Genomic DNA, 13590 nt, shown 5'->3' with positions numbered 1-13590 from the left:
CAGAGTCGAGAGAGAAAATAGTAATGAAACTATTTTCTCTTTACTATTTAATTTGGAGGGGAATCAATTGATTAAATTAAGAGTTGCGGAGAATAAAAAATGCTTGGAAACAACCAATGGAGAAAAGTTTTTTTACCTGGCAGATACGGTTTGGAGTGCCTTTACTAATGCAGCTTTAGAAGAGTGGAATGATTATCTTGAGCTTAGAAAGACTCAAGGATTTAATGTACTTCAAATTAATATTCTTCAACAGTGGGATGCGAGTGAAACTGAGTTAAATATGAAGCCATTTGAATATAAAGAGGATGGATCATTCGATTTTTCCAAGAGAAATGAAGCATACTTTGAACGAGCAGAAAAAATGGTGCAAATGGCAGTTGAGAAAGGATTTGTTCCTGCATTGGTTTTATTATGGTGCAACTATGTACCAGAAACTTGGGGGTCAGAAATTAGTAGTGTGAATAATATGCCTTTAGATGTAGTTGAGGATTATGTAACATACGTCGATGGAAAATTTTCTAAGTATAATCCTATTTATTTAGTAAGTGGGGATACTGATTTTCCAACTGAACTTACTATTACCTATTATTCTTTAGCCTTAAATACCATTAAAAAGTTAAGTCCTCAATGTTTAACTACTTTACATGTTAGAGGGAGGCTAATGGAAATACCTGATGAGCTACTATATAGTGATAATTTGGATTTTTATATGTTTCAATCTGGTCATAATATTCAGTTTCAAAGTATGTCTTACCAGCTCGCAGAAGAGTTTAGTAATAAGCCGGTAAAAAGACCTTCTATTAATTCAGAACCATGTTACGAGCAAATGGGTTATAGCAGAAATTTATACGGAAGATTTACTAGATTTGATGTGAGAAAAGCAGCGTGGCAAAGTTTATTATCAGGAGCAGAAGCAGGGATTACATACGGAGCCCATGGTATATGGAGCTGGCACAAGAAAGGGAAAGGATTTGGCTTAGTTGGTGAGGCATTTGATAAGCCTTTTGATTGGAGAGACGCAGTGAAATTTGAAGGTGCGTGGGATTATGCTTTTGCAAAAAGTTTATTTAAATTATTTAGTCTCCATGATCTGCAGCCATTGGATATTGTGTTAAAAAATACAGAAGAAATTAGGGTTGCGAGTACTGCAGGGTTAAATAAGATAGCTATTTATATGCCAGTTAACACTACCTTGAAATTAAATAAGCTATTAGAAAACTATGAATTCACCATAATAGATTTAGAGCAAAGAAGATTTGCGGAAGCGGATGTTTCCTTTAAAGATAATATAACCGTTATTGGAATGCATAATTTTGAAGCAGATGTTGTAATTATTGGGGAGAAAAAGCTGGGAAGCTAATGGGATAGTTTTGAGAGTTAGGAATAAAACGGCGTATAAAAAATGCTAAACAAAACTCTATTGTTTGGAAAAGCCCTTGTCTACGTTTGGGAATGAGAAGGTCAGTACTAAAAGAAGTGTCTAAATCCATGTAGTATATGAGATTCGCACTTTTATTTACGTCTTTTGTTTTAAAGGTATTTCCTGGAAAATAGTTATGAGATAAGTTGAAATATTTGACAAAAAAATCAATTTGTGCTATAATTCACAATAATAAACATTGCTGATATAATAAGATTCTCCTGGCCAGGGGGGAATCTTTTTTTTGGGGTGTTAGCGATGAAGAATAATGAATCAAGTTTAACTTCTTTAATTTCAGCATTTAGTCGAGCATATCATGTGAAAGAGGACTGCCCGATTATATTCAATGATTATATAGCGCAAGATTTCTTATCACCAGAAGAATATCAAGCCATTGCAGTAAATATGTCTAATGGCATTACTTTTTTTAGTTCTGAAATGGCTGAAAAATTAAAAGGTGATCAGGACGCAATATTAAAGTGGGTTACACAAATTCAACTATCACCAACACCACTTGCTAGAGCGGCCTACGCAGAAAATGTTGTTCGGAACGAATGTCAGCTTGGGGCTGAACAATATGTCATTATGGGTGCAGGTTTAGATACTTTTGCTTGGCGTTACGATACATTACCAAATGTTACTGTATATGAAGTTGACCACCCATCTACACAGAAATTTAAGATAGAACGGTTAGAGCAAGCGGGCTATGAAATTCCTGCTCATTTAAAGTTTGTAGCAATGGATTTCACGAAAGAGCTTTCGTTAGAAAAACTAGCTGCGGCAGGATTGGACCTATCTAAGAAAACAGTGTTTAGTTTACTTGGGGTATCTTATTATTTAACAAAAGATGTGCTTCAGCAGTTGCTGCATGGCTTCTTTAAAGACCTTTCAAAAGGAAGTTCGATTATTTTTGATTTTGCCGATGAGGGTTTGTTTACAGAACCTGGTATTTTTAATCGTGTGCAAAATATGGTCCAGATGGCACAAGCTGCCGGAGAACCAATGAAGTTTGCTGCTTCTCTTGCAGAATTAGAAGATTTACTTGCTAATGAGGAATTATTAATCTATGAACATCTATCACCACAAAAAATTCAACAGCAGTTTTTTTCTAATCGGGATGATAACCTGCAAGCATTTGAAACCATTCACTATATACATGCTGTGAAAAAATAATTATATTCTAATCTTACCAATCCTTACCTGTTCCTATTTATGATAGGCGGGTAAGGATTTTTGCTTTTCTTTATAAAAGTAATCTTTTTAATTGAGAATAATTATCATTTGTTGTATAGTAGATAGTACAATATTGTTACCGTAGAGGAGAATATAGCATGCAAATATACTGGACGAAAATAAATAAGATTATTGAGGAAAACCCTGAGGTTAAAACTTACTTGCTTGACCGTCCGCAAGACTTTACATGGGAAGAAGGTTCCCACACCCATTTCGCTTTGAGAGGTTTCAATGCCGGAGACAAACCAAACCGCAGTTTGATTCGCCATATGTCTATCTCTTCTTTACCACACGAAAATGTAATCGCAATTACAACGCGTATCAGAGAGCAGTGCTCAGAATTTAAATCGATTTTAAGAAATCTTGAAGTCGGAAATGAAGTCGCTATCTTTAAAACACATTCAAACTTACCGCTTAAAAGAGAAAACAAAAATGTTTATCTACTGTCATCAGGGGTTGGACTGGCAACTTTTCGACCGATTGTACTGGATTATTTCGACCGCGCTGACAACGTCACTCGCATTCATTCTTTGAATATTGATTCATCAAAAGCCTTTTTATTTACAGATATTTTTACATCTGTACCTGACAAAAAGTTTGAAGCCCAGTTTGTTGATAACCGTAATGATTATTATGAAGAAGTGAAAAATTTAGCTGCAGACAAGGATGGTCTATTCTATGTTGTTGGCAGTGATGACTTCTTGATACAGAACATTGAAGTACTGCGTGAACAGGGCATCAAGCCGGAACAGATTATGCTCGATAAACGTGAAGGTCAACTGCCTGAGTTTTTTGCTCAGTAAATTGGCTATGGTTAGAAATCTACTTTAAATAGAAAAGGACTGGGAATCCAGTCCTTTTTCTATTTAAACCATCCTTTTTCCTTAAATCTAGTGATGGCTTCTATGCGGTTTTTTACTTCGAGTTTATCGAGGATCATGCTGATATAGTTTCGCACAGTGCCTGTTTTAATGGAGAGCTCTTGGGCTATTTCTTTTGTGTTTTTGCCGTTCGCAACAAGCATCAGAACTTCTTTTTCCCGTTCAGTAAGAGGATTTTCTTCTTTGTAAACATCATCAACCAATTCTGGTGCGTAAATTCTTCTTCCTTCCATTACACTGCGGATGCTATTGGCTAAATCGTCGCTAGGACTGTCCTTGAGCAAATAGGCAGATACGCCAGCCTTCAATGCGCGCTGGAAATAACCAGATCTTGCAAAAGTAGTTAAGATAATGACTTTGCAAGGGTGGCTCATAAGTTCTTCCGCTGCTTCTAAGCCTGTTTTTGCAGGCATTTCAATATCCATTATACAAATATCTGGATTCTTTTCCTTGACTAGCTGAATGGCTTCTTCTCCATTGTTTGCTTTGCCCACAACCGTGATATCGTCTTCTAAATCAAGCAATGAACCTAAAGCACCTAAAAGCAGGCGCTGGTCTTCGGCAATGACAATGCGGATCATATTAATTCCTCCTTTTCTATTATTTTTCCATCACGTGGAACCGCAATTTTTACGATGGTTCCCTCCTCGGCACTAATTTCTAAAGTACCATTGATAAAATCTAATCTTTCTCTCATGCCCGCTAGTCCGTTTCCTTTGTGCATATTTTCTTCTTGAAAAGGAGTGCTTCCATTATCTTTAATTTCCATGATTGTTTCTTTTTTGTTCTGGCTGATGCTTATAGAGCAAGCGGTGGCATTACTATGTCGAACCACATTGGTAACCGCCTCTTTTAGACACATGCTGATAATGTTTTCTGCAATCGATGAAATTCTTAGATTGGAAGCTATATTGCATGTCAGGCTTATCTCTGCCGCACCTAATATTTTTTGGACAAGAAGGAGTTCGTCTTTTAATCGTATGCCGCGCATTTCAGAGACCATTTTTCGGACTTCGTTCAGCGCAGATCGAGAAGTATGCTGAATATCTTTCAATTCTATGCGGGCTTGTTCTGGGTCCTTATAGATAAGTTTTCTTGCTAAATCACTTTTTAAACCAATAAGAGATAGCTTTTGGCCGAGAGTATCATGAAGATCTCTGGCAATTCGCTGTCTTTCTTCGAGTTTCACTAAATGTGAAATACGCTTATTCGCATCTTCTAGTTGTTCCTGCAGCTGATCTTTCTCTTTGCGGTTCTGGATATTCAATGGCAATAGAATTACGCCAAACCAGATGATCAGTACAAAAGGCAGCTGCTTTATCAGCAAGGCATCGCCTATTATAATTTTGAAGTAAATGGCAAATGTAGTAACTGCCAAGTGGATAAAATAAAGGATAAAAAAAGGAATCCGCTTTTTAATATTGCCAATAAAATAGGAAAGAAAAAAGGAAAAATACACATAGCTGTATGTATAAATAGCAAAGGTGGAGATTCCGATTAATAAGGACGGCCATAAATAGATTGTCCAGCCTTTTGACAGATAAGCAATTCTATAAAAAATAAAAAATAAAATGGTAAGGATGATGCCTGATATTACATCAACTGCAGAAGAGGCATGGAATATGAAATAAAATGGCAGAATGGTCAGCAATGTCCAAATATAAGGAGAGATCCCCGTGCTTTTTTTTAAAACCTCTAATCTTTTCATCATCAGTTTCTAACCTCGTTTTATTGACTGTTATTTATTCATTTTAACATAATGGAGCAGCAATTAATGGCCTAATTGCTGCTCAGATAGTTGCTTAAAGCAAACGGAATCTTTTTGCTTTAAAGATAGTGGACCTGACTGATAGAAGCTTTTATTTATTGCATTTCTGATCTTGCAGATATGGAAAGGGATTTCTTTTGCTTCTTCCATTCATAGAAGCTGATAAATTTTTTGTCCTTTTCGTCCCATAAACGAAACTTTAAAGAGCGAAGACTGCTTGCAAGTGTTATTGTTGGAACATTTTGCAGGGGCTCTGTCTGTTTATGGACTAGTTCTAAGTTGTAATTAGGAACCCTCGGACTTAAATGATGGACATGGTGATAGCCAATATTGCCAGTCAGCCACTGCATCCATTTGGGAAGGTGATAGAAGGAGCTTCCTTCTACAGCAGCCTTTACATAATCCCAATTTTTATCTTCTTCAAAGTACGTGTCTTCAAAAGTATGCTGTACATAAAATAACCATACGCCAACAGAGCCGGATATAAGAAAAATCGGCAGCTGTACAAGCAAGAAAGATGACCAGCCAAGCGTACTGCCAAGAAGCACAGCCAATAATACAATCGCCATATTCGTTATATAAGTATTTAGTCTTTCCTTCAATCTAGCTCCTTTACGGTTGAAGCGGTTGGCTAAAAGAAATTCATAAATTGGTCCTAGTATAAACATGATGAACGGATTACGGTATAAACGATATTGGATTTTTACCATTAAAGAGGCATTCTCGTACTCTTCTATCGTCATCATCCATAAATCGCCGACTCCTCGTTTATCCAGGTTGCTGCTTGTTGCGTGATGAATAGAATGGCTATGCTGCCATTTGCTATAGGGGAATAAGGTTAAGATTCCAGTAATTGTTCCTAAAACCTTATTAGCTTTACGGTTTTTAAAGAAAGAAAAGTGGCAGCAATCGTGAAAAATGATAAAAATCCTTACTAAAAATCCTGCGGCGGCTATGGCGAACACAAGGGTTAACAGATAAGAAATACTTAAGCTTTTAAATGCAGCAAACCAAAGTAAAACAAAGGGTAAAATGGTGTTGGCAAGCTGCCAGACACTAATTCTTACAGTGGATTTCTCAAATGGCGCTACAGCAGTTCTTAATTGTTTTAAGTTTTTTATATTCATTTTTAATTTCCCTTCTCTTAATGGATATCTATAGTATAATTATGTATCAATTAAATTGGCAGACATACATGTCATGCTTGCTATATGACATTTGTCATATAGCGATTTTTCTCGCTTCAAAAAGTCTTGTAATTGAAAGAAGAAAGCATAAAGAGATAAATAAAATAAAAAATAAGGTTGCATAATTTTTTACTTTGTAATAGAATATTAAAAAAATTGATTATAAAAAGCTTTGATAAGGACATGAGCTACTATTTCGGTTTCCAGAGAGGGAAGAATTGCTGAAAACTTCCTAACGCAGAATAAGTATCTTACCACCTTTGAGCCGTATTGGGGAATTGATAGTATCCAATACCGTAGATGCAAACGTTATTGTACCAAGCCATGAACAACACTGTGTATTTTTCATGGGAATTTGGGTGGAACCACGGGTAAACGCACTCGTCCCTTTCATTAGGGATGAGTGCGTTTTTTGTTTTTACAATTTCATAATATGCGATGAAAAGGACATGAATTATTTTTACTGTTATCAGAGAGGGAAGGATAGGTGTGAGCTTCCTAGCAAAGGAAAATAATTTACCACCTTTGAGCTATATTGGTGAACGAGAAGTAGTCAATATCGTGTATGCAGCGTTACTGCACCAAGCCATAAGAAAATCACTGTGTTTTTTTATGGGAATTTGGGTGGAACCACGGGTGAAAACACTCGTCCCTTTCAATAGGGACGAGTGTTTTTTTTGTACCAAAAAATGATAAGGAGTGAACAAAATGATTAAGGTAGTATTAGCAGATGGGAGTAAGAAGGAATATCCAAAAGGAAGCACAGTCGCAGAAATTGCGGAGTCTATTAGTGTTAGCTTAAAGAAGAAAGCAGTTGGAGCAAAGATCAATGACGAATGGTTTGTAGATATGAGCCATCAAATAGAAGAGGATGTACATTTAGCTATCATTACAATAGATTCGGAAGAAGGTGTATCCATTATGCGCCATTCCAGTGCCCACGTCATGGCACAAGCGATAAAACGATTGTATCCCAATGTACAGTTAGCAATTGGACCAGTGGTAGAGGATGGTTTTTATTATGATATGAAACTCGCTCACAGTTTAACTTCCCATGATTTGCAAGCCATTGAAAAAGAGATGAAGAAAATTATCAAGGAAAACCTTCCTTTTACTCGCAAAGAAGTATCGTTCGAGGAAGCGCAACAGCTTTTTGAAGAGAAAGAAGAGATATTTAAATTGGAGCTCTTAGAGACTATACCAAGCAATGAATCGATTTCCCTTTATCAGCAAGGAGAGTTTATTGATTTATGTCGTGGAACTCATCTCCCTTCGACTGGTTTTATTAAAGCTTTTAAATTAATGCGTGTATCTGGTGCTTACTGGCGAGGGGATAGTGATAGGGAAGTATTGCAGCGTGTGTACGGTGTTGCCTTTTCCAGTCAACAGCAATTAGCAGAGTACTTAGAAATGATTGAAGAAGCAGCAAAACGAGATCATCGGAAGCTAGGAAAGCAATTGGAGCTGTTTATGTTCTCAGAAGAAGCACCTGGCATGCCGTTTTATTTACCAAAAGGACAAATCATCCGCAATGAATTAGAACAATTTTCAAGAGAGCTTCAAGGCGGGGCGGATTACGAAGAAGTAAGAACTCCTTTGATGATGAATGAGCGAATGTGGAAGCAGTCTGGCCACTGGGATCATTATCATGAAAACATGTACTTTTCCGAAGTGGATGAACAAAAATTTGCGTTAAAGCCAATGAATTGTCCAGGACATATGCTTATCTTCAAAAATAGTCTCTATTCCTATCGCGATTTGCCGATTCGCTTATCAGAATTTGGGCAGGTACATCGTCATGAATATAGTGGTGCACTAAACGGAATGTTACGTGTTCGTACGTTTTGCCAGGATGATGCCCATTTATTTGTAAGAGAAGACCAAATAGAAGCAGAGATTAAAAGCATTTTTCAATTGGTCGATAAAGTTTACCGTACTTTTGGATTTGCATACACTGTAGAGCTCTCTACTAGACCGGATGATTCGCTCGATGGGGATGACATTTGGGAATTAGCAGAGGGAGCATTAAGAAATGTTTTAGAACAGCTAGAAATAGATTATATTCTTAATGAAGGCGATGGTGCATTTTATGGTCCGAAAATTGATTTTCATATAAAGGATGCTTTAAAAAGAAGCCATCAATGTGCAACAATTCAGCTTGACTTTCAAATGCCGAAGCTCTTTAACTTAGCTTATATTAACGAAAACAATGAAAAAGTCTGTCCAGTTGTTATTCACCGTGCTATATATGGGTCGCTTGATCGATTCTTTGGCATACTAATTGAACATTTTGCAGGCGCCTTTCCTGTTTGGCTTGCTCCAATACAGGTGGAAATTATTCCGGTATCCAATGTTCATCTAAATTATTGTCTAGAAGTTCAATCAGTTTTAAAAGAAGCAGGAGTAAGAGTAAAGATAGACGACAGCAATGAAAAATTAGGATATAAAATCCGTGCAGGACAAATGCAAAAGATTCCCTATTTGCTTGTATTAGGGGATAAAGAAAAAGAACAAAATGCTGTAAATGTGAGAAAATATGGAGAAGAGCAGTCAAAAGGAGTTTCTTTAGAAGCATTTAAACAAATGATCGGAAAGCAGATAAAAGAAAGAAGCTTATAAAAAACGGGGATTCAATCGATTTTGATTGAATCCCTTTCGTGTTATAAGCTCCGATTATACTGATATTTTTTCCATTGAAACCGGATAAAGCAGCCAATACAAAAACCAAGTATGGCAATAATCGAAGAAAGTCCGACCATAATAGAAAAGATATAGCCAAGAACATTCCAATCTAAGAAAAAGGAAAGGGAACCTATTGCCAAGCATATTACAGCAATTATTTGGTTAAATTGCTGCTGCTCCCAATCCTCTTGATGATATTCTCTCATGGGTTTTTTAAGAAATATACTCGCTGTTTTCATAATAGGATTCCATTGGAATAATAATCCACAGAGCCCTGCGAGAAGTGGAATTAGCATGATCCAGTATTGCTGAAAAACTAAGCTAAGTAATACAGATAGAAAAATAGTCCATTGATTTGTTCGGACTAATGGTACTGGAATTGTTTTGAGCAGATTAGTCATCAAAACCAACCTTTCTTATAAGAATTATGTATATTATACGCTCTTATAAGAAATTTGTTAAGTTAAGAAGCTCTTATTTATTTTTCTTTTCGTCCTCCAAGAAACGCCAGAGCCTATATAACTGTGAAACTGTCTTTTCAGGGTTGTTAATAAGATGGTTATATAGGGTCGGGTATTTCTGCAATTGAGTTAGCAGCTCTGCTTCTTCGCTCGTCATACTATTATCCGATACTTTACTATGATAGCTAGCTCTAGTTTCCTTTGCTTCTGATCGTCCTAGGAGGTAATCAGTGCTTACATCAAAATAATCTGCTAATTTTTGTAAGGTGTCTGTATCAGGTTTGCGATTACCTGTTTCGTATCCTGAGATAGATACTTTTGTTACATTCATTGCATTCCCAAGCGTTTGTTGAGAAATGTTGGCAGATTTCCGCAATTGTCTCAATCTTTCTGGAAAATTCATCTAAACCAGCTCCTAATTTCGTTACTTCTATTATAAGTTAACGTTTAGCTAACAGTAAATAATGAATTTTTGTTAACAAATTCGGAATTATATATTGAAGTAAACCACTTGTTTACCGTATAATTTTAATAAGGAAAAAAATGAGAATGGGGAAGATGAGGTGTAAAAAATGCATCGGAATAAGCTGCGTATCATAAGAAAGCAATATGGCTATACCTATCAGATGATGGCTGATAAGTTAGGAATTACAAAGTCTTATTATTGGCAAATAGAAAATGGCAAACGAGGATTATCTTATGAGCAAGCAGTACAGATATCTAGTATTTTTTCCAAAACACCAGATGAGATTTTTCTTCCAGATTATATAGAGGTTAAAGGATGTTCGAGATAAGGATAGAATTTCAAGTGAATTAGGAGGCTTAAAGTGAAGGAGCAAATATACGTAACCGAGGAAAATCTTTTATTAATAAAAGAAGCATTGGATTTTAGTATACGAAATGCATCCAGAGGAATTCTATTCATTTTAGAAATGGTAAAGGAAAAAGTCACAACCAGTAATGACAGTATTTTGAGACTGGATGGAATGGAAATGGAGATTATTCTTGTTTCCTTAATCGAATATGGTATTAGTTTATTGTCTTTTCATTCAGATAAAGGGAATTTATGTATGGAAGAAGCAATCAGAATTGATCAAATTAAGCAGTATTATCAAAGAAAAAATGGTCCGAAAATGATGTGCTAATATTCTAAACACTAAACAGCTTAGATAGATTTGTTGATTTTCTTCTCATACTATGTAAGAGTAAAAGGACAAACATGAGAGGAAGATCAGAGTGGAAAAAAGAAAAGTTGGTTTCATTGGCTGTGGAAAAATGGCTCAAGCAATGGTAAATGGAATGCTGCAGTCTTCTTTTTTGAGTAGAGAGGATATTTTGGCTAGTACGAAATCTGCGGAAAGCGCGCAAATGGTAAGGGAAACCTTTCAAATAGAAACGACATTAGATAATAAAAAAGTAGCAAGCTTTGCAGATGTACTTATTGTTGCAGTAAAGCCACATTTATATGGAGAGGTCTTACAAGAAATTCTCTCCTATGTGAAGAATGAAACAATCATTGTTACAATCGCAGCTGGAATTGAGATGGCATACATAGAATCACAGTTATCAAAAAATGCAAAGGTTATCCGCTCCATGCCAAATACTCCTTCTCTTGTAGGAGAAGGGATGACTGTATTTTGTGCAAATGAAAGAGTTACAGAGCCGGAAATTGCTTTTATAATAGAAATGTTTACAGCATTTGGGCAAGTGGAAGTCGTGGAAGAAAGCTTAATGGATTATATTCCTGCGATTAGCGGTTCTTCCCCAGCCTATGTCTATATGTTTATTGAAGCATTGGCAGATGGTGGCGTTCGCAGTGGAATACCGAGAGAGAAAGCTTACAAGTTAGCTGCTCAATCTGTTTTAGGAGCAGCAAAAATGGTCTTAGAAACAGGTAAGCATCCAGGAATATTGAAAGATGAAGTATGCACACCTGGTGGAGCGACAATTGAAGCAATTACTGCATTGGAACAAAATCAATTTAGAGGGACAATTTTGGCAGCAATGGAAAGCTGTGATCGTAAAAATCGCAGAATGAAGAAGGAAAATTAACAAGTAATAAAAGTAGAAATTAGGAAATGTTTCTCTATTATATTTTGTTTTCTTTTTATATAATATAAAAGAAAAAATTAATAATGAAGAAAAATGTAATTTAATTATACACATCTATCGAAATGTTATATTTATTGTAGTAATCAGACCAGTTTTTTGGTCTGTTTTTTTGTGCGCAGTCTTTTGGTTTTCCTAATATTTAGGATGAAATGTTTATGATTAATTTTTATATGTCGGGAAAAATATCAAAACAGTCTTAATGATTTGGTTAAAGTAGTCGGGATGATTTATAGTGTTGGATAAATATAAGGCAATATTTATTACAAGAATGACACAGCAGTTAAATGAATTGTTAAATAAACAAGCAGCAGAGATCATTAAAAATGAGGAAGTTTATAGGTTATTGCATGCGATTAAAGGCACTTCTGGTACATTAGATTTGGATTTGTTATTTCATTTAGTTTCGGGATTAATGACAAAGGTGGAAGAAAGAGAAGGAGACTGGGCACAATCCGAGCTAAAGAATTTTTTAAGTGAATTACTTGATATTTGTGAAGAGTACGAGCATTTTCACGAAGATATTAATAAAATTCCTGACTTTAGAGATATTGAAGTACCGCTTATTCAGCTAATTGATGACGATGTTTCTTTATTGATTTTCTTAAAGGAAATGATGGAGCGTAAAGGCTGGATGGTAATAGCAAATTCTAATGCGGAGAATGCGATTGAGCAATTTTACAGTATGCAGCCAGATTGTATCATTATTGATATGAACCTGCCATTTAAAACCGGTTTAGATATCCTAGATGATATTCAGATGCATACGAAGCACTCATTTGTTCCAAAGGTTATATGTAGTATTGATAATTCAAGAGAAAAGAGAATAGCTGCATATAAGAAGGGCGCAGATGATTATATGGAAAAGCCGCTTGATATAGAAGAATTTCTGATTCGAATTGAGAGACATATCGAGCGAAAGAAAATCTTTGACCAGTCTGTATTAATTGATGAATTAACAGAAGTATATAATCGCAAGTTTTTAAAGGATTCTTATACTCGTTTTATTAGTGATACAGCTCGGACCAAAACTTCTGGTACCATTGCTATTGTAGATATTGATTATTTTAAACGAGTCAATGATACATATGGTCACGTTGTAGGCGATAAGGTATTAAAAGCTTTTGCCCAATTCTTGAAAACAAATATTCGAACCACAGATACACTTTTTCGTTTTGGTGGCGAAGAGTTTGTCATTCTTTTTCAACGAGCGGGAGAATCTGAAGTTATCGATGTATTAAACAGGATGCTTAAGCGTTTTTCAGGAATAGAATTCGAAGAAAATGGTGGCAAATTTTCTTTGAGCTTTTCTGCTGGTGTATTTGAAGTCACTTCAAATGACATACCATTAAATAAAGCAATTGAGAAGGCAGATGAGGCGCTTTATTTAGCCAAGGAAGATGGACGTGCTTGTATTCGAAGCGCTAATAAAAGGAAGGAAGCATCAAATAAAAAATTATTAAATATTTCGATTGTTGATGATGATTCCTTCATTCGTTCTATTTTAAAAAATATATTGGATTCCATCGAAATAAATAACCTTACCATAAATGTCGCAGAATATGAAGATGGGATGCAATTTTTAGAATCCAAGCGATTACAAGAGAATGGGATGCATTTTCTTATCTTGGATGGAATGATGCCTGTAATGGATGGACTCGAGCTCCTGCAAATTGTTAAAAAGACGTCTTATCAGCATAATGCTCATATTTTAATGTTGACTGGCAGAAAAAGTGAACATGATATTGCTGAAGCATTACGGTTAGGTGCAGATGATTATGTTACAAAACCATTCAGTATTAAAGAGTTACAGGCAAGAATAACAAGGTTAATTATGAGGATGATTTAA

The 13590-nt window shown here is 35.7% G+C and carries 13 protein-coding genes and 2 other annotated features; of the genes, 8 read left to right on the top strand and 5 right to left on the bottom strand.

The annotated features are described in order from the left end of the window. The first annotated feature begins 67 nt into the window (after positions 1-67). The 3 genes from BCI01S_RS07535 (at position 68) to BCI01S_RS07525 (ending at position 3456) form a co-directional block, all read left to right on the top strand. Positions 68-1360 (top strand): glycoside hydrolase family 140 protein, encoded by a 1293-nt coding sequence (locus BCI01S_RS07535; protein ID WP_061797788.1) that lies wholly within the window; start codon positions 68-70, stop codon positions 1358-1360. A gap of 318 nt (positions 1361-1678) precedes the next feature. Beyond that, complete coding sequence (locus tag BCI01S_RS07530; RefSeq protein WP_061797782.1) at positions 1679-2593, top strand: class I SAM-dependent methyltransferase; 915 nt, start codon at positions 1679-1681, stop codon at positions 2591-2593. Positions 2594-2751: 158 nt separating this feature from the next. Beyond that, positions 2752-3456 (top strand): hypothetical protein, encoded by a 705-nt coding sequence (locus BCI01S_RS07525; protein WP_061797777.1) that lies wholly within the window; start codon positions 2752-2754, stop codon positions 3454-3456. A 59-nt stretch (positions 3457-3515) separates the two neighbouring features. On the opposite strand, the gene BCI01S_RS07520 is transcribed toward BCI01S_RS07525, so the two are convergent. The 3 genes from BCI01S_RS07520 to desA all read right to left on the bottom strand — a co-directional run bounded on the left by BCI01S_RS07520 (position 3516) and on the right by desA (position 6429). After that, positions 3516-4115, bottom strand: a complete 600-nt coding sequence (locus BCI01S_RS07520; protein WP_047942777.1) for a response regulator transcription factor — start codon at positions 4113-4115, stop codon at positions 3516-3518. Next, on the bottom strand, positions 4112-5245 hold the full coding sequence (locus BCI01S_RS07515) for a sensor histidine kinase (RefSeq protein WP_061797773.1): 1134 nt from the start codon (positions 5243-5245) through the stop codon (positions 4112-4114). The genes BCI01S_RS07520 and BCI01S_RS07515 overlap by 4 nt, the downstream gene beginning before the upstream one ends. A gap of 152 nt (positions 5246-5397) precedes the next feature. Continuing rightward, positions 5398-6429, bottom strand: coding sequence for a Delta(5) desaturase DesA (desA, locus tag BCI01S_RS07510; protein WP_061797771.1), 1032 nt, complete (start codon positions 6427-6429; stop codon positions 5398-5400). A 223-nt stretch (positions 6430-6652) separates the two neighbouring features. Further along, positions 6653-6881: a binding site (T-box leader), on the top strand. 37 nt (positions 6882-6918) lie between these two features. Next, positions 6919-7146: a binding site (T-box leader), on the top strand. A 42-nt stretch (positions 7147-7188) separates the two neighbouring features. On the opposite strand from desA, the gene thrS reads away from it, so the two are divergent. Next, entirely contained in the window at positions 7189-9108 is a 1920-nt protein-coding gene (thrS, locus tag BCI01S_RS07500) for a threonine--tRNA ligase (RefSeq protein WP_061797767.1), read from the top strand. A gap of 41 nt (positions 9109-9149) precedes the next feature. On the opposite strand, the gene BCI01S_RS07495 is transcribed toward thrS, so the two are convergent. After that, the gene (locus BCI01S_RS07495; protein WP_047942769.1) at positions 9150-9572 is read right to left on the bottom strand and encodes a DUF4395 domain-containing protein; all 423 of its coding nucleotides are present in this window, start codon (positions 9570-9572) and stop codon (positions 9150-9152) included. Positions 9573-9645: 73 nt separating this feature from the next. Further along, the gene (locus BCI01S_RS07490; protein ID WP_061797765.1) at positions 9646-10035 is read right to left on the bottom strand and encodes a helix-turn-helix domain-containing protein; all 390 of its coding nucleotides are present in this window, start codon (positions 10033-10035) and stop codon (positions 9646-9648) included. Between the two features lie 169 nt (positions 10036-10204). Between BCI01S_RS07490 and BCI01S_RS07485 the strand changes: the two genes are divergently transcribed. From BCI01S_RS07485 to BCI01S_RS07470, 4 genes are all read left to right on the top strand, one after another. Beyond that, positions 10205-10426, top strand: a complete 222-nt coding sequence (locus BCI01S_RS07485; RefSeq protein WP_047942767.1) for a helix-turn-helix transcriptional regulator — start codon at positions 10205-10207, stop codon at positions 10424-10426. A gap of 33 nt (positions 10427-10459) precedes the next feature. Beyond that, positions 10460-10777 carry a hypothetical protein gene (locus tag BCI01S_RS07480; protein ID WP_047942765.1) on the top strand — a complete coding sequence of 106 codons (318 nt, stop codon included), beginning with the start codon at positions 10460-10462 and terminating at the stop codon, positions 10775-10777. Positions 10778-10868: 91 nt separating this feature from the next. Then, positions 10869-11684, top strand: a complete 816-nt coding sequence (gene proC / locus BCI01S_RS07475; RefSeq protein ID WP_082138350.1) for a pyrroline-5-carboxylate reductase — start codon at positions 10869-10871, stop codon at positions 11682-11684. A gap of 292 nt (positions 11685-11976) precedes the next feature. After that, positions 11977-13590, top strand: a complete 1614-nt coding sequence (locus tag BCI01S_RS07470) for a response regulator (RefSeq protein ID WP_235844459.1) — start codon at positions 11977-11979, stop codon at positions 13588-13590.

The organism is Niallia circulans NBRC 13626 (genome assembly GCF_001591585.1).
GTDB lineage: Bacteria > Bacillota > Bacilli > Bacillales > Cytobacillaceae > Niallia > Niallia circulans.
The sequence above is the reverse complement of the archived record's forward strand: the minus strand, read 5'-3'. Positions and strand labels throughout refer to the sequence as shown.